The following is a 19,423-nucleotide window of genomic DNA, read 5'->3' as shown; positions in this document are numbered from 1 at the left end:
TGAACACCACTGAACCTGTGGGAGCGGGCTTGCTCGCGAAGGGGTCAGCAGCTTCGCTGCAAACTCATCAGGACTTCGGCGCTTGTTCGTACAGCGGCATGACTTTCGGAATCGCTGCCTGCAACGAAGCGATCCGGCTGGCCGAGGCCGGGTGGGTGCTCATGAATTCCGGCGGCGAACCTTCCGACGCCTTGCTCATCTTGTTCCACAGGGTGATCGCCGCGTTCGGGTTGTAACCGGCGCGCGCGGCCAGTTCCAGACCGATCAGATCGGCTTCGTTTTCGTTGGCGCGGCTGTTTGGCAAGGTCATGCCGTAATTGGCCACGGTGTCGGCCAGCGCCAGGCTGTCCTGACCCAGACCGAGCAACGCACCCGCCCCCTGCTTGGCCATTTCAACACCGTAAGCCTTGGACATCGCTTCACGACCGTGCTCGCGCAGGGCGTGGGCGATTTCATGGCCCATGACCGCAGCGATTTCATCGTCGGTGAGTTTGAGGCTGTCGATCAGCCCGGTGTAGAAAATGATCTTGCCACCAGGGCCGCAGTTGGCGTTGAGCTCATCGCTCTTGATCAGATTGACCTCCCACTGCCATTGCGCGGCATCGGGACGGAAATTCGGTGCCTGGGCGATCAGACGATTGGCAATTGCCTGAACCCGCTTGGCCTCAGGACTGGTCTTGTCCAGCACACCTTTGCTGGAGGCTTCACCGACAGTCTTCTGATAGGACTGCGCATACATCTGGTCGACCTCTTGCGAGGACAGCATGCTGAACATGTACTGCTTGCGCTCCACACCCACGGCTCCGCCGCTGGTGGTGTTGACCGACTGACAGCCGGCCAGCAACAACGCTGCGCTCAGTGCACTTACAACCAATGTCTTGTTCATTCAAACGCTCCCTGAAAACCTGTCGCGTATCCTAGGCGGGTAATCGTATCGGCGCCAGATACAACGGACGTGCTGCAGCGACTTTCAGACGTTTCCCGCCAGGACTGTCGTAAAAAATTCACACCGACCGGCAAAGCCTCTGCCACAACGTCGCACACTGATCCATTTGCGACATCGGCTTTCAATTACCACTGCCTGCACTCATGGCCCCATGCCGGCTGCCGATACATGACCGCAGACGTCCTCTTGCGTGCGGAGCTCCCATGAAGTTCAAGTCGATCCAGTTTTCCGTCGCCGCCCTGGCCGGCGCTATCGTGCTCAGCGTGGTGGCCGCGCTGGTGCTCTACGCACTGTTTTCCGGCGCACGTACCCAAGACATGGTGCAACAGCGCACCCAGGCGCAGTTCGAACAAGTCATCGAACAACGCCTGACCTCGCTGGCACAAACCCAGGTCAGCCAGATCCAGCGCGAACTCGAAGCGCCGCTGCTGATTGCCGGCGGCCTGGTGCGGGTCAATGCCCTGCTCGGCACGCCGGGCGCCGACGGCCAGCCGCGCCTGAGCATCAGCCGCGAACAACTGATCAGCCTGATCAAAGAGAACGTCGAAAAGAACCCGAAGATTCTCGGTACCTACATCGGCTGGGAAAAAAACGCCCTCGATCACAATGACGCGGCCTATGTCGGCACGAGCGTGGTCGGCATCGACGCCGCCAACGGGCGCTTCCTGCCGTGGTGGTTCCGCAATGACGACGGCACCCTCGGCCTCGATAAACTGGTCGACGTCGATGATCAGAAAACCCTGTCCACCGGCGTGCGCGCCAGCGAGTACTACCTGTGCTCGAAGGAAACGAAGAAAGCCTGCGTGATTGATCCGGCACCGTACAAGGTCGGCGACAAGGTCGTCATGCTCGCCTCCTTTATCGAACCGATCATGCTCAACGGCGCCTTCCAGGGCATCGTCGGCGCAGACCTGTCGGTGAACTTCATTCAGGAAATGCTCCTCGCGGCCAACCAGAAGCTCTATGGCGGCGCCGGACAAATGGCCCTGATCGGCGGCAATAGCCGCATCGTGGCCTACACCCAGGACCCGAGCAAATTCGGCGAAAAAGTCAGCGACATCCTCGACGCCGAACAGATCTCCAACATCACCAATCTCAAACGCGGTGAAGTGACTTACTCGGTCAACAAGGACAAGGGCCGCATCGAATTGTACCTGCCGTTCGGCATCGGCCAGACCGACGCCCGTTGGACGCTGATGCTGCAATTGCCGCTCAACGCGGTGATGGCCGACCTGCAAAAACTGCAGGGCGATCTTGAGGCCCAGCGCAAATCCGACACCTTTGGCATGGCCATGGTCGGCCTGATCATCGCCGGCATTGGCTTGCTGGTGATCTGGCTGGTCGGCCACGGCATCGCCAGACCGCTGAAGCAAATGGTCGCCATGCTCAATGACATCGCTCAAGGTGAAGGTGATCTGACCCGTCGTTTGACCAGCGACCGCAGCGATGAACTGGGTTCGATTGCCAAGGGCTTCAACACCTTCCTCGCCAAGCTGCAGGCGATGATTACGCAGGTGGTGACGTCAGTGCAGAGCGTCAGCGATTCCTCGGAACACACCGCCGACATCGCGATCCGCACCAACATCGGCATCCAGAAACAAATGGCCGAGATTGATCAGGTCGCCACGGCGGTGCAGGAAATGACCGCCACCGCACAAGACGTGGCGCGCAACGCGACGCAGGCGGCGCAGGCGGCCAGCCATGCGGATCAGGCGGCCAGTCAGGGCATGCAGATCGTCCGTGACACGTCGAACTCGATTGGCGTGCTGGCGGTGGAAATCGGCAAAGCGGTGGACGTGGTACAGACCCTGGCCAAGGACAGCGAAAACATCAACGCGATCCTCACAGCGATTCGCGGCATTGCCGAGCAGACCAACCTGCTGGCGCTCAACGCGGCAATCGAAGCAGCGCGTGCCGGCGAGCAGGGTCGCGGCTTTGCCGTGGTGGCCGACGAGGTACGCAATCTGGCACAGAAAACCCAGAAAGCCACCGAAGAAATCCAGGCCATGATCCAGCAACTGCAGCAAGGCACCCGCGATGTGGTGCGGGTCATGGAAGACAGCCAGAACCGCACCGACGAAAGCGTGCAACACGCGGCGAAGGCAGCCGAGGCGCTGGAGACGATTACGCAGGCGGTGTCGGTGATCAACGACATGAACACGCAGATTGCCAGTGCGGCGGAAGAACAGAGCGCGGTGGCCGATGACATCAACCGCAACGTGATCAATATCGGGCAAGTGGCGAATGAAGTGGCGGGGGGTGCGGATGAGTCGAGTTCAGCGAGCGCAGACCTGACCAAACTGGCGGAGCAGCAGCGGCGGTTGATCAATCAGTTCAAGGTCTGAAAAGCGAACAGCCTCTCACACCAGCCCTCTCCCAGAGGTAGAGGGAGCTGATCGCGTTGTCTACCGTCATACATCGATCTGAAAAATCGTGGCGATTATGGATTCGGTGAAAAGCTCTCAACTCGGTGTATTTCGTCAATATCCCCCAATCAGTCCCCTCTCCCTCCGGGCGAGGGCCAGGGTGAGGGGCTTTTGATCTACAGGCTTTAACCCGGAGTCAAACACTCCGGTCCATTAAGCTTTGGATCATTGATCAGATTCGCCAACACCCGCTCGCGCAACGCAGCAGGCTCGCTGGCGAGCAAGCCCTGCAACACATGCAACGGCGTCTCAGGATCGAGCCACGCCGCCTGCCCCGCCTCATCGAGAATCAACGGCCGGCGCTGACTCGACGCGGGTTGTGTAATCACCGCCGTGCTCAGCCAGACCTGCTCCTGCACCGGATACGCTTCCCAGATCGCCGCAAAAAACAGCGAAGAGCCCTCCCCCGGCGTTAGCCAGAAAGGCCGCTTGCGCTGGGTGCCGCGCCATTCATAAAACCCGTTGGCCGGCAGCAGGCAGCGGCGCTGGCGCAGCGCTTCGCGAAACATCGGTTGCTCGGCCACGGTTTCTGCGCGGGCATGCGCCGGAGTTTTCGACAGGTCGGTCAGCCACGGCGGTGTCAGCCCCCAGCGCGCACGCGCCAATGTACGCTGACCGTCTTCGGCAGCACGCAGCATCAACACCGAATCATTGGGGGAAATGTTCCACTGCGCCAGTTGATCGGCAGGAAAACCTGGCAGCGCCGCAAAGTCGCGGTTCCAGCGAAACAGGGCATAACGTCCACACATGAGGTAACACGACTCTCAGATAAAACCAACGCCAGCCTAACAGACAAGCGTCCCGGGAAAGCTCTCCGGTTCATCACCGGGCAGCGGCAGCGCGGCATTGTACGCAGTGATCAGCTCGCGGGCGTACTCGGCCTGTTCGTTATCCACCGACAATCCCAACAGACCGAAGATCGGCAGCTCGCCAGTGCCACCCAGCAAATCACGGCCAACCAGGTGCGCCTCGATACCTTCGCTGGCGAGCATGCCCTTGAGCATCTCGCCTTCCATCAGGTTTTCCGGCTCGTAGATTCGCTGCATGGGCGCCCCTCTCACTCGTTCTCGCTGAAGACTTCCAGAAACCAATCCTCTCCGTGGACCTGCAGGACGAAGGTGATCGGCCGGCAACACACCTGACAGTCCTCGATGTAGGTCTGATCGCCGCCGGACAGATCCACAGTTGTTTCAACTTCTTCACCACAATACGGACATTCGTACAGTGCGCTCTCCAGCATCGCGGTCTCCCAAGTGACTTGTGCGTATAATCGCCGGTCTATTTGCAGGGCTATTTTTGTCTGGCTACTTTTTCAGACCGTGCCCCGCGGGTTTTCGATCAAAACCTTTACTTACCCTAGCCGTTTCCAACAAGAGAGCATGATGGGCGAATTCGATGCCATCCGACCTTACGACGACAGCGAAGTACCTGCGGTACTGGCACGACTGCTCGGCGACAAGGCGTTTCTAGATATCCTCACCCACTTCCGCTTCCCGCGTTTTGCCGGTGCCTTCGGCTGGATGCTCAAACCACTTATAGCCCATCGGCTGCGTCGTGAGTTCGCCGACGTGACATCGGTGGCCACCTTGCAGGACAAAGTCGAGTTCTACGTCGACCACACCATCGAGCGCGCCACCGACGGCGTGACCTACACCGGTGTCGAGCAATTCAAGTCCGGCAGCGCCTATCTGTTCATCGCCAACCACCGCGATATCGTGATGGACCCGGCCTTCGTCAACTACGCCGTGTACCACGCCGGCCTGCCGACACCGCGCATCGCAATTGGCGACAACCTGCTGCAGAAGCCGTTTGTCAGCGACCTGATGCGCCTGAACAAGAGCTTCATCGTGCACCGTTCGATCACCGGTCGTCGCGAGAAAATGGCTGCGTATCAGCTGCTGTCGGCGTACATCAACCACTCGATCCGCAACGATTGCGCCTCGATCTGGATCGCTCAGGCTGAAGGACGGGCGAAGGATGGCGATGACCGCACCGAATCGGCGATCCTCAAGATGTTCCACATGAGCCGCAAGGACGAGCCGTTTGGTGAAGTGATTCAGTCGCTGAACGTCACCCCGGTGTCGATCAGCTACGAATATGACCCGTGCGACCAGGCCAAGGCCCGCGAGCTGTATATCCGCGCCACCACCGGCACCTATGCCAAGGCACCGGGCGAGGATGACGTGAGTATCGCCAAGGGCATCACCGGCTACAAGGGCCGGGTGCACGTGAACTTTGCCGCGCCGATCACTGAGCTGTTCGAAGACACCAAGCAATTGGCGGTGGAGATGGACAAGCAGATTCTCGGCGGTTACCGCTTGTTCCCGGTGCATTACCTGGCGTATGCGCAGTGGGCGGATGCTGATCCACAACTGAACGTACCCAAGGCTGCCGAGGTGTTCCCGGCCGACGAACTGGCCAAGGCCCGGGAAGAGTGGCAGAGCCGGCTGGACGCCTGCCCTGTAGAGCACCGTCCGTATCTGGTGCTGCAATATGCGACGCCGGTGCGCAATCAGTACCGCGTGAAGGCCGGGTTGCCGCTGTAACCGGTGATCACCAGACGCAAAAACGGCGCCCTCGGGCGCCGTTTTTTTATGCCTGAAGCGTTAGAAGCGCGTGCTGATCCAGGAAACGATCAGTGCCAGGCCCAGACAGGCAAAACCGAAACGATAGAAAAACCGGTTCATGCGCAGCGTCGCCCAATCCAGCAATGGCTCGGCATTCGGCTGTGCCTGGCGCTGCGCGGCGATGCTGGCCATCGCGCGTTGCTCACGGCGGCGGGTCGCGTGCAGCAGCCAACTGCCCGGGAACGCCAGAAGCAGCGCCAGCAGGTTGATCAATTTGGCGGGATGGGCGGTAAACAGCGTCATCAAGTGCAGTGACATCACAGACCTCAATCAAAACCGGTATGGCAGGCGCCAGACCGACGACTGCGGCGCGAATTCTACCGAAACCAGACCGCTCTGCCGCATCCTTTACGACAAATTAACTGACAATCGACCGATGGCTGTCCTGTGTCACGGCTCCGTCATGTGGATAGGCCACCCTGCGCGCCTCGAACACACAGGGAACGCGACATGCTTCACGCTGAAAATCAGGATCGTCTCTACCTCATCACGCCTTACGACGAACAACAAAGTCTCGTCGGCAGCCTCGCCTTCAATGTGCAGGACCGCCATTGGCTGGTGTATTGCGCCCTCGGCGGCCATCAACATGCGGATTTGCCCGAGACGGATTTGCTGACGGGCGTCAGCGTTCTCGATTTCTACTCGCAGGCTGCCTGAAAAAGCAAAAGCACCCTGAGCGGGATCAATTTCCCATACGCCAAAAAACCCGAACCTGACACCCACAAAAAAGCCCGAAACCATCACTGGCACCGGGCTTTTTTGCATCTGCCGAGAAGCTTACTCGGCGAGCACCTGCCCCACGGTCGGGTCCTTGAACAGGCGCGTCAACGCATCGCTCAACACGTCGCTGACCAGTTTGGTGTTGGTTTCCTGGTTCGGCGCCATGCCGAAGCGCTGGTCCAGCGAAGCGCCGTAACGGCCGCTGTAACGGCGGTTGGCATTCTGCACGTCGGAGCGGAAAGTCGCGCCGATGGTGGCTTCGGTCACGTACATGCCTTCTTTCGGCGACTGGTATTTCAGCTCGGCCAGGGTCACGGTCAGCTGTGGCGCGTTCGGTGCATTGTTGGTCGGAGTGAAACCGAGCAGACGCACGGCGGCTTCAGCCTGAGCCTGCAGCTTCGGCAGGATTTGTTCGCGCTGCACGGTAATGGCGCTGGTTTCCGGGTACAGGCCGCCACGGGTGCCCAGGGTTGGCGACGGACGACCGTCGACCACGCGAACGACGACTGGCTGGCCACGACCGACCGCAGCCAGCTGGGTGTTCAGCTTCGGCTCCGGACTCAGTTGTTGCGGGCTATGGGCGCAGCCGGCCAAGGTCAAACCGGCCACAGTGATCAAACCGAACAACAGGCGTTGCAACATGCTCTTCTCTCCAGAATCAGGCACAAACAGGCCGGCAGTATAGCGGTGGGCCACTGCGTGGAACCAGCGTCACACAATGAATACTGAAATGTCTGACACAGCCGTGGGATAGCGGTTCCTGTCACAGATTATTCACCCGCCATACACGTTCACGTCACGACGTGTTGGCAACCTTGTACTCAGTCCCCCACAAGGTACTCAATCATGCGTTATCTGATCTCGTTGTTCGCTCCACGCCCGCTGCACCGCAGCTTTGCCCTGCTCGACCGCAACGGCCACTGCCAGGCTTTCAAACAGTGCAGCCTGCAGCCAATGGGCGACGGTTGGGTCGAAATCGAAGAAATCCGCCTCAACTGGTTGCACCAGCCGCTGCCCGCCAGCGCCCGCGTCATCACGTCGCAGCCCCGTGCACGGGCACAGGCGATGTTGAGCATCTGACCGGATGCCTAATAAAAGTCATTAAACACGAGCAACACCGCGCATTTCTTCGATACAATCTCCCCCCGATTATAAGGACGTCTCCTGATCGGGCCCCGCAACAGCGTCAATGCGCATGCATCGACACCCAAAATCGCCCACAGAGAGCCGCCCACACAGATCGAGTGAAGTTGGCGCGCTTGCCTGTTCTTCCGGCAAAAACCCGCTTTTCGCGAATCTGCAGAGCTGTCATGACGCTCGGCCACCGCGTTGTTTTGCCCCTTCGGGCACGGTGCCCTGCTGTGACAGCCCTTTTTGAGGTTCACGTCTTCAAAAGAGCGTGAAAAAAACGGGTTTTCACAACTTCACAAGAGTGTGGCGAGCAAATGAAAAGTTTTGCGTCTGAACATGCACCATTAGCGTCTGAAACAGCCCAACGACACAGGACCGGGTATACCTCGAATATCGGAGCCTGAAGCCTGTCCGCTACGGATTTGGTTGCACAAAAACGGATGTCTCGACCATAAGTCGAATTGCCAGCAGCGTGCTGAAATGAGTTCATGGAGCTCTTGAAGCCAGGCCGCATACATCCGTCGAAGTTGCGAAAAATTGCGAAGATTCGGACATGGCGAACCTGACCACGGATAGCCCGGACATTACTGACCTGTCCCGGAACGCCTGGCAGCCATGCCGACAATTTGGTGCTGCAGATTTTGGAGACGCGTTAAATGGCGCATAACGAAGCAGTCGACGTAGTTCTGGTTGGGGCCGGCATCATGAGTGCCACCCTTGCCGTGCTGCTCAAAGAGCTCGACCCCGCGATCAAGCTGGAAGTCGTCGAGCTGATGGATTCCGGTGCCGCAGAGAGTTCCAACCCCTGGAACAACGCCGGTACCGGCCACGCTGGCCTGTGCGAGCTGAATTACACGCCGCAGGCTGCCGATGGCACCGTCGACATCAAGAAAGCCGTGCACATCAACACCCAGTTCGAAGTGTCGAAGCAGTTCTGGTCGTACCTGACCAAAAAAGGCACCTTCGGCTCGTGCAAATCCTTCATCAGCCCGGTGCCGCACCTGAGCTTCGTCCAGGGCGACAAAGGCGTTTCCTTCCTCAAGGAACGTTTCGACGTGCTGCACAAGCATCACGCGTTCTCCGATATGGAGTACACCGAAGACAAGGCCAAGATGGCCGAGTGGATGCCGCTGATGATGCCGGGCCGCTCACCGGACGAAGTCCTCGCCGCGACCCGCGTGATGAACGGCACCGACGTCAACTTCGGCGCCCTGACCAATCAGTTGCTCAAGCACCTGACCAGCGCGCCGGACACTCAAGTCAAATATTGCAAGCGCGTGACCGGCCTCAAGCGTAACGGTGCCGGCTGGACCGTCAGCATCAAGGACGTCAACAACGGCAACACCCGTGAAGTCGACGCCAAATTCGTCTTCCTCGGCGCGGGCGGCGCGGCATTGCCATTGCTGCAGGCCTCGGGCATCGAGGAAAGCAAAGGCTTCGGCGGCTTCCCGATCAGCGGCCAGTGGCTGCGTTGCGACAACCCGGAAGTGGTCAAGCAGCACCAGGCCAAGGTGTACAGCCAGGCCGCTGTCGGTTCGCCACCGATGTCGGTGCCGCACCTGGACACCCGCGTAGTCGATGGCAAGAAGTCCCTGCTGTTCGGGCCATACGCCGGTTTCACCACCAAGTTCCTCAAGCACGGCTCCTTCATGGACCTGCCGCTGTCGGTTCGCGCCGGTAACATCGGGCCGATGCTGGCCGTGGCGAAAAACAACATGGACCTGACCAAGTACCTGGTCAGCGAAGTGATGCAATCGATGGAGCAGCGTCTGGATTCCCTGCGCCGCTTCTACCCTGAGGCGAAAGCCGAAGACTGGCGCCTGGAAGTGGCCGGCCAACGGGTGCAGATCATCAAGAAAGACCCGAAAAAGGGCGGCATCCTGCAGTTCGGTACCGAACTGGTTGCGGCCAGGGACGGTTCCCTCGCCGCCCTGCTCGGTGCTTCGCCGGGTGCCTCGGTGACCGTTTCGATCATGCTGGAACTGATCGAGAAGTGCTTCCCGGCCAAGGCCAAAGGCGAGTGGGCCAGCAAACTGGCGGAAATCTTCCCGGCCCGTGAAAAGGTTCTGGAAACCGATGCTGCGCTGTATCGCAAGATCAACACGCAGAACAACATCGCGCTGGAACTGGTTGAAGAAAACAGCGAGACGCCAAGCTACGCTTGATACCGCGCCATAAAAAACGCCCCGTACTCGATGAGTGCGGGGCGTTTTTTTATGCGGACAAACCGTCAGCCACACAACCCATGGTGTAAGTGCCATCGCTTTCGCGAGCAAGCCCGCTCCCACAGTCAATCTCCAGCCTGGCAACAGAGATCAAATGTGGGAGCGGGCTTGCTCGCGAAAGGTCCAAAGCCAACACCACCAAATCTGGCAAGAATGTGTTCAGCCAAATGTCAGGTACGGGACTTCTCGATCAGTTCGATGTAGTCCGGGGCATTGCGCTGATCCGCGATCAGATCAACGAAAGTCTTGCCGTGCTCGTCCTTGCCATCGACGTCGTAACCGGCCGCGACGAAGAACGTCAGGAAGCGTTCGAAGTCATCAATGCGCAGACCACGGTAAGCCTTGATCAGTTTGTGCAGGGACGGCGAAGTGGCATCGACCGGTTCAAAATCGAGGAACAGCTTGATCTGCTCATCGCCGATCTCGTCACCAATCACTTGTTTCTTATCTTTACGCATTGCCGACTCCAGCTCGCAGACATTACACGGGGGCGGGCAGTTTACCCCTGCGCAGGCTCAGGGCTCAACGCGATCGAACGGTCCCGGTGTGCAAATCCGCCCAGATATGGCCGTTGGCGTAGCTGAGGAATTGCACATACACGGTGTCGTGGCGCAGCAGATCGATCACCACGCGATACTGAGCCAAGGGGTAGAACAGCGTGAGAGTTTTGCCCTTGTCGTCGTAGACCGGCTTTTTCAGGCTTTTGCTTTCGCCATCGAAATTGACCAGCACCTGAGTGATCGTCGCGCCTTTGTTCAGGGATTTGCCCTTGAGGCGGATCATCAGCGCTGACGTCACCGGAATCGGCTGTTGATTGGACTGGCGTTGCGCGCCGACGACCACGGAATAGTCAGTTACCTGCATGAGTTGCTGCTGCTCGGGCTCGGCATCGCGCACGGTCAGGTCGTCAGGCGGCAGGAACTGGCTGTGCATCGGCGCGGCGGCAAGAGGCAGGCTGAGGCTCAGCAACAGGGCGGCAAAGCTGCGGATCAAGAGGCGCATGACAGGCTCCGGAGGGCGGGGCCAAGCACTCTAGCATGGGTATCGCGGATGGATCAGCACACACAAAACTACTGTGGGAGCGGACTTGCTCCGGGCGGCGTTCCGACGAAGGCAATTTCACATTCAACACTTATGCTGAGTGAAAGATCGCTTTCGCGAGCAAGCCCGCTCCCACATTTAGATCCAGGCTTGGATTACATGCCTTTAACGGCAAAAATCCCGTTGGCGTTGCGCCAGTAGCCTTTGTAGTCCATGCCATAACCGAAGATGTAGCGGTCGATGCACGGCAGGCCGACGAAGTCGGCTTTCAGGTCAGGACGCGCCTTGCGGTCGTGATCCTTGTCGATCAACACGGCTGTGTGCACTTTGCGCGCGCCGGCGTGTTTGCAGAAGTCGATGATCGCGCCGAGGGTGTGACCTTCATCGAGGATGTCGTCGATGATCAGCACGTCGCGGTCGATGAACGAGACTTCCGGCTTGGCTTTCCAGAACAGGTCGCCGCCGCTGGTTTCGTTGCGATAACGGGTCGCGTGCAGGTAGGACGCTTCCAGCGGGAACTGCAGATGGGTCAGCAGTTTGCCGGAGAAGATCAGGCCGCCGTTCATCACGCAGAACACCACCGGGTTGCTTTCAGCCAGTTGTTCGTTGATTTGTGCACCGACGCGGGCGATGGCGGCCTCGACTTCAGATTCGGTGTACAGGCAGTCAGCCTCTCGCATGATTTGACGGATATGCTCGAGATCAGCGGACATGGCGCTCTCCAGGGGGGGATGTTTTCGGAAAAGCGGGCAAAGGTACGCATCCATCGAGGCCGAATCAAGCCTTTATGGACTAACGTACAGAATGTCCTATAGGACATCACCCTCGGATAGATTAATCTAGGCCGGTTTTTTTGCCCGCCGCCGGAGTTTTTCCATGCCCATCCTCGAGATCCGCCATCCGCTGATCCGCCATAAACTCGGCCTGATGCGCCGCGCCGATATCAGCACCAAGAATTTCCGTGAGCTCGCTCAGGAAGTCGGCGCCCTGTTGACCTATGAAGCTACAAAAGATTTGCCGCTGGAGTCCTACGATATTGCAGGCTGGTGCGGCACCGTGTCGGTCGAGAAAATCGCCGGCAAGAAGATCACCGTCGTGCCGATCCTGCGCGCCGGTATCGGCATGCTCGAAGGCGTGCTGAGCCTGATCCCGGGTGCCAAGGTTTCCGCTGTGGGCGTTGCCCGCAACGAAGAAACCCTGCAAGCGCACACCTATCTGGAAAAACTGGTTCCGGAAATCGACGAACGGCTGGCGATGATCATCGACCCGATGCTCGCCACCGGCAGCTCCATGGTTGCGACCATCGATCTGTTGAAGAAAGCCGGTTGCAAGGACATCCGCGCGATGGTGCTGGTTGCCGCGCCGGAAGGCATTGCTGCCGTAGAACAGGCTCACCCGGACGTGACCATCTACACCGCGTCCATCGATGAGCGCTTGAACGAGCACGGTTACATCATCCCTGGACTTGGCGACGCCGGTGACAAGATCTTCGGCACCAAGCAGAAGGACGCGTAACCATGCAGCAAGAGTTCAACGATCCGCTCTGGCGCACGGTGCTGTCTGGCGCCCAGATGCTGTTCGTGGCTTTCGGCGCTCTGGTGCTGATGCCGCTGATCACGGGTCTGGACCCGAACGTGGCTCTGTTTACCGCAGGTTTAGGGACGATCCTGTTCCAGATCGTCACCGGCCGTCAGGTGCCGGTGTTTCTGGCGTCGAGCTTCGCTTTCATCACCCCGATCATTCTCGCCAAGGGCCAGTTCGGCCTCGCCGCGACCATGGGCGGCGTGATGGCGGCCGGCTTCGTCTACACCTTCCTGGGCCTGGCCGTGAAGATCAAAGGCACCGGTTTTATCGACCGCTTGCTGCCGCCGGTGGTGATTGGCCCGGTGATCATCTCCATCGGCCTGGCCATGGCGCCGATTGCCGCGAACATGGCGATGGGCAAGGCTGGCGACGGTGCCGAGCTGATCCACTACCAGACCGCGATGATGATCTCGATGCCGGCGCTGCTGACCACGTTGATCGTGGCGGTATTCGGCAAAGGCATCTTCCGTCTGGTGCCGATCATTTCCGGTGTGCTGGTCGGTTTTGCCATGTCGTTCTATTTCGGCGTGGTCGACACCGCGAAGATTGCCGCCGCCCCATGGTTCGCCCTGCCGCACTTCACCGCGCCGGAATTCAACTGGCAGGCGATCCTGTTCATCGTTCCGGTGGCACTGGCCCCGGCCATTGAGCACATCGGTGGCGTGATTGCCGTGGGTAGCGTGACCGGTCGCGACTATCTGAAGAAGCCAGGCCTGCATCGCACCCTGCTCGGTGACGGCATCGCCACCACCGCTGCCGGGATGTTCGGCGGCCCGCCAAACACCACCTACGCCGAAGTGACGGGCGCGGTGATGCTGACCAAGAACTACAACCCGAAGATCATGACCTGGGCGGCGATCTTCGCCATCACCCTGGCGTTCATCGGCAAGTTCGGCGCGCTGCTGCAAAGCATTCCGGTGCCGGTGATGGGCGGGATTCTGTGCCTGTTGTTCGGCTCGATCGCCGCGGTGGGGATGAACACCCTGATCCGTCACAAGATCGATCTGGGCGAAGCGCGCAATCTGGTGATTGTTTCGGTGACGTTGGTGTTCGGGATTGGCGGTGTGCTGGTCGGCACCGGGACTGGCCCGGACGACTTCGGCCTCAAAGGCATCGCGTTGTGCGCGGTGGTGGCGATTGCGCTGAACCTGATTCTGCCGGGCAATGATGGCTGGAAGAACAAGAAGGCGGATGAGCCGCTGATCTGAACCTTGAGATCGTCATCGCCTGACAGATAGCTATCGCGAGCAGGCTCACTCCTACAAGGTCAACGCAATACCTGTAGAAGTGAGCCTGCTCGCGATTTGCTTTTAGAGCGCCAGCGGCGCTCGTTCGCAGAGAGTTGCCAACGCCTTCGCCCATTGCGGGTCATCATTGAGGCACGGCACCAACACCAACTCCTCGCCCCCCGCTTCGCGAAACTGTTCCTTGCCGCGATCACCAATTTCTTCCAGCGTCTCGATGCAATCGGCAACAAACGCCGGGCACATCACCAGCAGCTTCTTCACGCCGCTTTTACCCAGTTCATCCAGCCGCGCTTCGGTGTACGGCTCGATCCACTTCGCCCGCCCGAGACGTGACTGAAACGATACCGACCATTTGCCCTCCGGCAGCCCCATGCGCTCAGCGAACAGCGCTGCCGTGCGCAGGCATTGCGCGCGATAACAGGTCGCCATAACGGCAGGTGAGGCGTTCTTGCAGCAGTCGTCATTCTTGAAGCAGTGATTACCGGTCGGATCGAGTTTGGTCAGATGCCGTTCTGGCAATCCGTGGAAGCTCAGCAGCAAGTGATCGTAATCCTGCTGCAAATGCGGCCTGGCGCTTTGCACCAACGCGTCGAGGTATTCCGGCTGATCATAGAACGGTTGCAGCACCGACATTTTCACGTCGAGCTTGTGCTCGCGAATCACCCGCTTGGCCTCTTCAATCACCGTGGTCGTGGTGCTGTCGGCGAACTGCGGATACAGCGGCGCCAGCGTAATGCGCTTGTGCCCCGCCGCCGCCAGTTTGAGCAGGCAGGTTTCAATCGACGGCTCGCCGTAGCGCATCGCCAGCTCCACGGGACCGTGGCTCCACTGCGCGGTCATCTGCTGCTGCAGGCGACGACTGAGCACCACCAGCGGCGAACCTTCGTCCCACCAGATCGAGGCATAGGCGTGCGCCGACTGCTCCGGGCGCTTGATCAGGATGAGCGACACCAACAAACGCCGCACCGGCCACGGCAGGTCGATCACATACGGGTCCATCAGGAATTGATTGAGGTAGCTGCGCACATCGGCCACCGAGGTGGAGGCCGGGGAGCCCAGGTTGACCAGAAGCAAAGCGTGATCGGTCATGCAACGTCCTATTTCAGAGGCGGCTGGAGAGATCATCCAGGGCCGCGCGTAAATCCGTGAACTGGAAAGTGAAGCCGGCTTCCAGCAAGCGTGCCGGCACGGCCTTTTGACCACCGAGCAACAACAAAGACATCTCACCGAGGCCGACCTTCAGTGCCAGGGTCGGCATCGGCATGAACGCCGGGCGGTGCAACACGCTGCCCAGCGTCTTGGCAAATTCGCGATTGCGCACAGGGTGCGGCGCGCACGCATTATAAGGACCACCGGCCTGATCACGGTGCAGAAGAAAATCAATCAGGGCGATTTGGTCATTGATGTGAATCCACGGCATCCACTGCCGGCCATTGCCCAAAGGCCCGCCCAGCCCGAGTTTGAACGGCAGCAACAGGCGCGACAAAAAGCCGCCCTCGGCGGACAGCACCAGCCCGGTTCGCACCAGCACCACACGGATGCCCTGCGCTTCGGCACGCTGGGCGGTTTCTTCCCAGGCGATACACAACTGGCTGGCGAAATCGTCGATCACCGGCGGCGAATCCTCAGTCAGTTCGCGCTCACCGCCATCGCCATACCAACCGACAGCCGATCCGGAAATCAACAGCGCCGGTTTCTGCGCCCGGGTGTCGAGCCACGCCAGCAAGGTTTCCGTGAGCGTGATGCGACTGCTCCACAACAGCGCCTTGCGCCGATGCGTCCACGGGCGGGCGGCAATCGGCGCGCCGGCGAGGTTGACGATGGCGTCCACCGGCTCTTCGCCGAGGTCTTCCAGTCGTGCAATCCCACGTACCTGCGCACCGCAGATTTTTGCGACTTTCTCCGGGCGCCGACTCCAGACAGAGAGTCGATGGCCCTGCCCTGACCAGTGTCGACAGAGTTGACGTCCGATCAAACCAGTACCGCCGGTCAGCAATATGTGCATGACATCTTCCTCGCGTGGCGTTTAACCCGGATCACTAGTCTATTTTTATAAGCAGGGATCTTTTCTATCGGGCAGGCTCTATTGTTTAACCATAGGCCAAGCTGTCAGAACGAGAACGCTAGAAGTTATACCAAAAAACAAAATTGTACAGGTTTAAACCACGGCGTAGTCTGTACAGAAAGGTAAACGAGGCCCCTATGACTGTACCTATCGCAATCATCGGCACCGGCATCGCCGGGCTCTCCGCCGCCCAGGCTCTGACAGAGACCGGGCACACCGTGCAACTGTTCGATAAAAGTCGCGGCAGCGGCGGGCGCATGTCGAGCAAGCGCAGCGACGCCGGCTCGCTGGACATGGGCGCGCAATACTTCACTGCTCGCGACCGGCGCTTCGTCACCGAGGTGCAGCGCTGGCAAAGCCAGGGCTGGGTCGCCGAGTGGACGCCGCAGCTCTACACCTATCAAGGCGGGCAACTGAATATGTCGCCGGACGAGCAGACTCGCTGGGTCGGCGCGCCGCGCATGAGCGCCATCACCCGTGGCTTGCTCGATGGTCTTGAAGTGCATTTTTCCTGCCGCATCACCGAGGTCTATCGCGGTGAAGAACACTGGCACCTGCAGGATGCCGAAGGCTTCACTCACGGCCCTTTCAGCCATGTGGTGATCGCCACGCCGGCACCCCAAGCCACGGCATTGCTGGCCGCCGCACCGAAACTGGCCGGTGCCGCCGCCGGAGTGAAGATGGATCCGACCTGGGCCGTCGCCCTTGCCTTCGAAACGCCGCTGGATACGCCGATTGAAGGTTGCTTCGTGCAGGACAGTCCGCTCGACTGGCTGGCCCGCAACCGCAGCAAACCGGGGCGCGACACCACCCTCGACACTTGGGTGCTGCACGCCACCAGCGCGTGGAGCCGGCAGCACATCGACCTGCCCAAAGAGGCGGTGATCGAGCAATTGCACGGCGCCTTCGCCGAATTGCTGCACAGCGCGATGCCTGCGCCAACCTTCAGCCTCGCCCATCGCTGGCTCTACGCCCGCCCGGCGAGTGGACACGAATGGGGCACCTTGGCCGATGCCGATCTGGGCCTTTACGCCTGCGGCGACTGGTGCCTGTCGGGGCGTGTCGAGGGTGCGTGGCTCAGCGGCCAGGAAGCCGCACGTCGCCTGCACGAGCATCAACAATGAACCGCATCAATCCGAAAAAACTGCTGCTGTCGAAATGGACCGCAGCCCACCCGCAAAATCGTGAGAAGCACTTTATGGTGACTGAACTGTTTTGCGATGAAGAAGGCGTGGTACTGGCGATTGAGTTGCAGGCGGTGTTGACCAAACGTGCTGAACGCCGTGAGTGGCAGACGCTACAAAATAGCGCTGAATGGCAGCAAGGCTGGAAGTAAGCAAGGCCGATTGTGGGCGCGAGGGAGTTCGCCCCCACAAGAACTGCATTCAATCCTCAAAAGTTGTACAAAACATTTGACTTGTACACCCATGAATCTATGCTGAGCAAAGTTGTACAGAGATTGACCTCTGTACAGGTATGGATTCGAGGTGGTCATGTCTGACTCTTGCGCAGCCAAACCCAAAATCGCTATCAGCGCTTGCCTGATGGGCGCCGAGGTGCGCTACAACGGTGGGCACAAGGAATCGCGGCTGTGCAGCCGCACGCTCACCGAGCATTTCGATTTCGTCCCGGTGTGTCCAGAGGTTGCTATTGGCCTGGGCATCCCACGCGAACCGATTCGCCTGGTGGGTGACCCAGCGCATCCGCAAGCCGTCGGCACCGTCAACCCGGCGATCAACGTGACTCAGCCATTGGCCGAGTACGGACAGCAAATGGCCGCCGAGCTTGATGACATTTGCGGCTACATCTTCATGCAGCAGTCACCCTCCTGCGGACTGGAACGCGTCAAGGTCTATCAAGCCAATGGTGCCCCGGTGAACGGCGGCGGACGTGGCATCTACGCCCAGGCCTTCTGCGCGCAACACCCGGATTTGCCGGTGGAGGAAGCCGGGCGCCTGAACGATCCAGTGCTGCGCGAGAACTTCATCACCCGCGTGCTCGCCTACAGCGCCTGGCAGCAAGTGCTCGCCAATGGCCTGAGCCGCCGTGCCCTCACCGACTTTCACTCGCGCTACAAATACCAGTTGATGGCGCACAACCCGGAGCAATACCGGGCGTTGGGCAGAATGCTCGGCACCATGGTCGACAGCGACCCCGCCGAACTCGGCCCGCGCTACTTCAGCGAGTTAATGGCAGCGCTGAAAAAATGCGCCACCCGTGGCACGCATTGCAATGTCTTGCAGCACATCAGCGGCTATCTCAAACAGTCGATCACTGCCGAAGACAAAGAGGAAGTGCAACACGTGATCGGCCAGTACCGCCTCGGCATCGTGCCGCTGGTCGTGCCGCTGACGCTGCTCAAGCACCACTTCCGTCTCCACCCGGACCCGTACATCGCGCAACAGGTTTACCTGCAACCGCACCCGGAAAACCTCAGCCTGCGAAACGCGATTTAATGAACAACACTCCAGACACAAGCGCCCAGGAAGACCTTGGCGCCGACTTCAAGAAAGCCCTCGACGAAGGCTGGCTGCCGATTCGCGAAGTCGCGCGGCAGACCGGCGTCAACGCGATCACCCTGCGTGCGTGGGAACGCCGCTACGGGCTGGTTGTGCCGCAACGCACGCCCAAGGGCCATCGCCTGTACTCGGCAGAACATGTTCAGCGCATCCTGACCATTCTCACTTGGCTCAACCGGGGCGTGGCCGTCAGTCAGGTCAAGCCGTTGCTCGACACCCCGCAAGCCTTCAACGAAGCCGTGGCGAACGATTGGCAGATGTTGCGTCAGACCTTGCTCGCCAGCATCACCCGCCTCGATGAACGCGGACTCGACGACAGCGTCAATCAAGCGATGGCGCTCTACCCGCCGCGCACGCTCTGCGAACAATTGCTCCTGCCGCTGCTTTCTGACCTGGAACAACGCTGGCGAGGCCAGTTCGGCGCGCAGATGGAACGTGCATTCTTTTTCTCCTGGCTGCGCAGCAAATTTGGCGCACGCATCTACCATAACAATCGACAGTTGCATGCCGCGCCGCTGCTGTTGATCAATCACTCCGACCTGCCACTGGAACCTCATCTGTGGCTATGCGCGTGGCTGATCAGCAGCGCCGATTGCCCGGTGCAGGTGTTCGACTGGCCGCTGCCGACCGGAGAACTCGCGCTGGCAGTCGAACACCTGCAAGCCCGTGGCGTACTGCTGTATTCCAGCAGAGCCATGCAGCCTGGTCAGTTGCCGAAATTGCTGACGGGCATCACCTGCCCGACGTTGATCGTCGGATCAACGGTATGCATCCACCACGCCGAGTTGTCCGCAAGTACTACCGAGATCGCTGATTTGTACCTGGCTGAAGATCTGCTTTCAGCGCACCAGGCACTCGTTCAGCGTGGGTTGATTTGATGATGGATTCAATC

The 19,423-nt window shown here is 59.7% G+C and carries 22 protein-coding genes; 11 read left to right on the top strand and 11 right to left on the bottom strand.

Annotated elements, in window-relative coordinates; genetic code table 11:
- Nucleotides 1-67: 67 nt before the first annotated feature.
- Nucleotides 68-886 (bottom strand): M48 family metallopeptidase, encoded by an 819-nt coding sequence (locus AACY19_RS24335; protein WP_339454132.1) that lies wholly within the window; start codon nucleotides 884-886, stop codon nucleotides 68-70.
- A gap of 263 nt (nucleotides 887-1,149) precedes the next feature.
- Here AACY19_RS24335 and AACY19_RS24330 point away from each other — a divergent pair, with 263 nt between their 5' ends.
- A complete protein-coding gene (locus tag AACY19_RS24330) occupies nucleotides 1,150-3,291 on the top strand; it encodes a methyl-accepting chemotaxis protein (protein ID WP_339454131.1) in 2,142 nt (713 codons plus the stop codon).
- 206 nt (nucleotides 3,292-3,497) lie between these two features.
- Here the strand turns inward: AACY19_RS24330 and AACY19_RS24325 are convergent, their stop codons facing one another.
- Genes AACY19_RS24325 through AACY19_RS24315 form a run of 3 tightly spaced genes read right to left on the bottom strand, consistent with a single transcriptional unit; the run spans nucleotide 3,498 to nucleotide 4,612 of the window.
- Entirely contained in the window at nucleotides 3,498-4,121 is a 624-nt protein-coding gene (locus AACY19_RS24325; RefSeq protein ID WP_339454130.1) for an SOS response-associated peptidase, read from the bottom strand.
- A 36-nt stretch (nucleotides 4,122-4,157) separates the two neighbouring features.
- Nucleotides 4,158-4,418: a putative signal transducing protein gene (locus AACY19_RS24320; RefSeq protein WP_339454129.1), complete on the bottom strand. Its 261-nt coding sequence runs from the start codon at nucleotides 4,416-4,418 to the stop codon at nucleotides 4,158-4,160.
- An 11-nt stretch (nucleotides 4,419-4,429) separates the two neighbouring features.
- The gene (locus AACY19_RS24315; protein WP_020799766.1) at nucleotides 4,430-4,612 is read right to left on the bottom strand and encodes a CPXCG motif-containing cysteine-rich protein; all 183 of its coding nucleotides are present in this window, start codon (nucleotides 4,610-4,612) and stop codon (nucleotides 4,430-4,432) included.
- A 142-nt stretch (nucleotides 4,613-4,754) separates the two neighbouring features.
- Between AACY19_RS24315 and AACY19_RS24310 the strand changes: the two genes are divergently transcribed.
- Nucleotides 4,755-5,918, top strand: a complete 1,164-nt coding sequence (locus AACY19_RS24310; protein WP_339454128.1) for a 1-acyl-sn-glycerol-3-phosphate acyltransferase — start codon at nucleotides 4,755-4,757, stop codon at nucleotides 5,916-5,918.
- A gap of 60 nt (nucleotides 5,919-5,978) precedes the next feature.
- Here AACY19_RS24310 and AACY19_RS24305 read toward each other — a convergent pair whose 3' ends face one another.
- Nucleotides 5,979-6,257: a hypothetical protein gene (locus tag AACY19_RS24305; protein ID WP_339454127.1), complete on the bottom strand. Its 279-nt coding sequence runs from the start codon at nucleotides 6,255-6,257 to the stop codon at nucleotides 5,979-5,981.
- Nucleotides 6,258-6,449: 192 nt separating this feature from the next.
- Here AACY19_RS24305 and AACY19_RS24300 point away from each other — a divergent pair, with 192 nt between their 5' ends.
- Nucleotides 6,450-6,656: a hypothetical protein gene (locus tag AACY19_RS24300; protein ID WP_008083982.1), complete on the top strand. Its 207-nt coding sequence runs from the start codon at nucleotides 6,450-6,452 to the stop codon at nucleotides 6,654-6,656.
- Nucleotides 6,657-6,776: 120 nt separating this feature from the next.
- Here the strand turns inward: AACY19_RS24300 and AACY19_RS24295 are convergent, their stop codons facing one another.
- Complete coding sequence (locus tag AACY19_RS24295; protein WP_339454126.1) at nucleotides 6,777-7,361, bottom strand: YajG family lipoprotein; 585 nt, start codon at nucleotides 7,359-7,361, stop codon at nucleotides 6,777-6,779.
- A gap of 204 nt (nucleotides 7,362-7,565) precedes the next feature.
- Here AACY19_RS24295 and AACY19_RS24290 point away from each other — a divergent pair, with 204 nt between their 5' ends.
- Both AACY19_RS24290 and mqo read left to right on the top strand, forming a co-directional pair.
- Nucleotides 7,566-7,799, top strand: coding sequence for a hypothetical protein (locus AACY19_RS24290; RefSeq protein WP_339454125.1), 234 nt, complete (start codon nucleotides 7,566-7,568; stop codon nucleotides 7,797-7,799).
- A 707-nt stretch (nucleotides 7,800-8,506) separates the two neighbouring features.
- A complete protein-coding gene (mqo, locus tag AACY19_RS24285; protein ID WP_339454124.1) occupies nucleotides 8,507-10,015 on the top strand; it encodes a malate dehydrogenase (quinone) in 1,509 nt (502 codons plus the stop codon).
- A gap of 230 nt (nucleotides 10,016-10,245) precedes the next feature.
- Here the strand turns inward: mqo and AACY19_RS24280 are convergent, their stop codons facing one another.
- The 3 genes from AACY19_RS24280 to AACY19_RS24270 form a co-directional block, all read right to left on the bottom strand.
- A complete protein-coding gene (locus AACY19_RS24280) occupies nucleotides 10,246-10,533 on the bottom strand; it encodes a PA4642 family protein (RefSeq protein WP_339454123.1) in 288 nt (95 codons plus the stop codon).
- A gap of 64 nt (nucleotides 10,534-10,597) precedes the next feature.
- Nucleotides 10,598-11,077: a hypothetical protein gene (locus tag AACY19_RS24275; protein WP_339454122.1), complete on the bottom strand. Its 480-nt coding sequence runs from the start codon at nucleotides 11,075-11,077 to the stop codon at nucleotides 10,598-10,600.
- A gap of 194 nt (nucleotides 11,078-11,271) precedes the next feature.
- Nucleotides 11,272-11,829: a hypoxanthine-guanine phosphoribosyltransferase gene (locus tag AACY19_RS24270; RefSeq protein WP_339454121.1), complete on the bottom strand. Its 558-nt coding sequence runs from the start codon at nucleotides 11,827-11,829 to the stop codon at nucleotides 11,272-11,274.
- A gap of 163 nt (nucleotides 11,830-11,992) precedes the next feature.
- Here AACY19_RS24270 and upp point away from each other — a divergent pair, with 163 nt between their 5' ends.
- Together upp and AACY19_RS24260 are read left to right on the top strand one after the other, a co-directional pair.
- Entirely contained in the window at nucleotides 11,993-12,631 is a 639-nt protein-coding gene (gene upp / locus AACY19_RS24265) for a uracil phosphoribosyltransferase (RefSeq protein ID WP_003228118.1), read from the top strand.
- 2 nt (nucleotides 12,632-12,633) lie between these two features.
- Nucleotides 12,634-13,908 (top strand): uracil-xanthine permease family protein, encoded by a 1,275-nt coding sequence (locus tag AACY19_RS24260; RefSeq protein ID WP_339454120.1) that lies wholly within the window; start codon nucleotides 12,634-12,636, stop codon nucleotides 13,906-13,908.
- Between the two features lie 102 nt (nucleotides 13,909-14,010).
- Here AACY19_RS24260 and hemH read toward each other — a convergent pair whose 3' ends face one another.
- Entirely contained in the window at nucleotides 14,011-15,036 is a 1,026-nt protein-coding gene (gene hemH, locus AACY19_RS24255) for a ferrochelatase (protein ID WP_339454119.1), read from the bottom strand.
- A gap of 13 nt (nucleotides 15,037-15,049) precedes the next feature.
- Nucleotides 15,050-15,952, bottom strand: a complete 903-nt coding sequence (locus AACY19_RS24250) for a TIGR01777 family oxidoreductase (protein ID WP_339454118.1) — start codon at nucleotides 15,950-15,952, stop codon at nucleotides 15,050-15,052.
- A 197-nt stretch (nucleotides 15,953-16,149) separates the two neighbouring features.
- Between AACY19_RS24250 and AACY19_RS24245 the strand changes: the two genes are divergently transcribed.
- From AACY19_RS24245 to AACY19_RS24230, 4 genes are all read left to right on the top strand, one after another.
- A complete protein-coding gene (locus AACY19_RS24245) occupies nucleotides 16,150-17,136 on the top strand; it encodes an NAD(P)/FAD-dependent oxidoreductase (protein WP_339454117.1) in 987 nt (328 codons plus the stop codon).
- Entirely contained in the window at nucleotides 17,133-17,348 is a 216-nt protein-coding gene (locus AACY19_RS24240) for a TIGR02450 family Trp-rich protein (RefSeq protein ID WP_339454116.1), read from the top strand. The genes AACY19_RS24245 and AACY19_RS24240 overlap by 4 nt, the downstream gene beginning before the upstream one ends.
- Nucleotides 17,349-17,505: 157 nt before the next feature.
- Nucleotides 17,506-18,468 carry a YbgA family protein gene (locus AACY19_RS24235; protein ID WP_339454115.1) on the top strand — a complete coding sequence of 321 codons (963 nt, stop codon included), beginning with the start codon at nucleotides 17,506-17,508 and terminating at the stop codon, nucleotides 18,466-18,468.
- On the top strand, nucleotides 18,468-19,409 hold the full coding sequence (locus AACY19_RS24230) for a MerR family transcriptional regulator (RefSeq protein ID WP_339454114.1): 942 nt from the start codon (nucleotides 18,468-18,470) through the stop codon (nucleotides 19,407-19,409). The genes AACY19_RS24235 and AACY19_RS24230 overlap by 1 nt, the downstream gene beginning before the upstream one ends.
- Nucleotides 19,410-19,423 lie beyond the last annotated feature (14 nt).

Source organism: Pseudomonas sp. EA_5y_Pfl2_R50 (assembly GCF_963970475.1).
Lineage (GTDB): Bacteria > Pseudomonadota > Gammaproteobacteria > Pseudomonadales > Pseudomonadaceae > Aquipseudomonas.
Note: the sequence above shows the minus strand (reverse complement) of the source record. Positions and strands in the feature narration are given on the sequence as shown.

Coding starts and splice junctions, on each gene's coding strand:
- AACY19_RS24290 (WP_339454125.1), top strand. CDS start 7,566: ATGCGTTATCTGATCTCGTTGTTCGCTCCACGCCCGCTGCACCGCAGC.
- AACY19_RS24320 (WP_339454129.1), bottom strand. CDS start 4,418: ATGCAGCGAATCTACGAGCCGGAAAACCTGATGGAAGGCGAGATGCTC.
- AACY19_RS24325 (WP_339454130.1), bottom strand. CDS start 4,121: ATGTGTGGACGTTATGCCCTGTTTCGCTGGAACCGCGACTTTGCGGCG.
- AACY19_RS24295 (WP_339454126.1), bottom strand. CDS start 7,361: ATGTTGCAACGCCTGTTGTTCGGTTTGATCACTGTGGCCGGTTTGACC.
- AACY19_RS24235 (WP_339454115.1), top strand. CDS start 17,506: ATGTCTGACTCTTGCGCAGCCAAACCCAAAATCGCTATCAGCGCTTGC.
- AACY19_RS24305 (WP_339454127.1), bottom strand. CDS start 6,257: ATGTCACTGCACTTGATGACGCTGTTTACCGCCCATCCCGCCAAATTG.
- mqo (WP_339454124.1), top strand. CDS start 8,507: ATGGCGCATAACGAAGCAGTCGACGTAGTTCTGGTTGGGGCCGGCATC.
- AACY19_RS24270 (WP_339454121.1), bottom strand. CDS start 11,829: ATGTCCGCTGATCTCGAGCATATCCGTCAAATCATGCGAGAGGCTGAC.
- hemH (WP_339454119.1), bottom strand. CDS start 15,036: ATGACCGATCACGCTTTGCTTCTGGTCAACCTGGGCTCCCCGGCCTCC.
- AACY19_RS24315 (WP_020799766.1), bottom strand. CDS start 4,612: ATGCTGGAGAGCGCACTGTACGAATGTCCGTATTGTGGTGAAGAAGTT.
- AACY19_RS24330 (WP_339454131.1), top strand. CDS start 1,150: ATGAAGTTCAAGTCGATCCAGTTTTCCGTCGCCGCCCTGGCCGGCGCT.
- AACY19_RS24310 (WP_339454128.1), top strand. CDS start 4,755: ATGGGCGAATTCGATGCCATCCGACCTTACGACGACAGCGAAGTACCT.
- AACY19_RS24245 (WP_339454117.1), top strand. CDS start 16,150: ATGACTGTACCTATCGCAATCATCGGCACCGGCATCGCCGGGCTCTCC.
- AACY19_RS24280 (WP_339454123.1), bottom strand. CDS start 10,533: ATGCGTAAAGATAAGAAACAAGTGATTGGTGACGAGATCGGCGATGAG.
- AACY19_RS24240 (WP_339454116.1), top strand. CDS start 17,133: ATGAACCGCATCAATCCGAAAAAACTGCTGCTGTCGAAATGGACCGCA.
- AACY19_RS24300 (WP_008083982.1), top strand. CDS start 6,450: ATGCTTCACGCTGAAAATCAGGATCGTCTCTACCTCATCACGCCTTAC.
- AACY19_RS24260 (WP_339454120.1), top strand. CDS start 12,634: ATGCAGCAAGAGTTCAACGATCCGCTCTGGCGCACGGTGCTGTCTGGC.
- AACY19_RS24250 (WP_339454118.1), bottom strand. CDS start 15,952: ATGCACATATTGCTGACCGGCGGTACTGGTTTGATCGGACGTCAACTC.
- upp (WP_003228118.1), top strand. CDS start 11,993: ATGCCCATCCTCGAGATCCGCCATCCGCTGATCCGCCATAAACTCGGC.
- AACY19_RS24335 (WP_339454132.1), bottom strand. CDS start 886: ATGAACAAGACATTGGTTGTAAGTGCACTGAGCGCAGCGTTGTTGCTG.
- AACY19_RS24230 (WP_339454114.1), top strand. CDS start 18,468: ATGAACAACACTCCAGACACAAGCGCCCAGGAAGACCTTGGCGCCGAC.
- AACY19_RS24275 (WP_339454122.1), bottom strand. CDS start 11,077: ATGCGCCTCTTGATCCGCAGCTTTGCCGCCCTGTTGCTGAGCCTCAGC.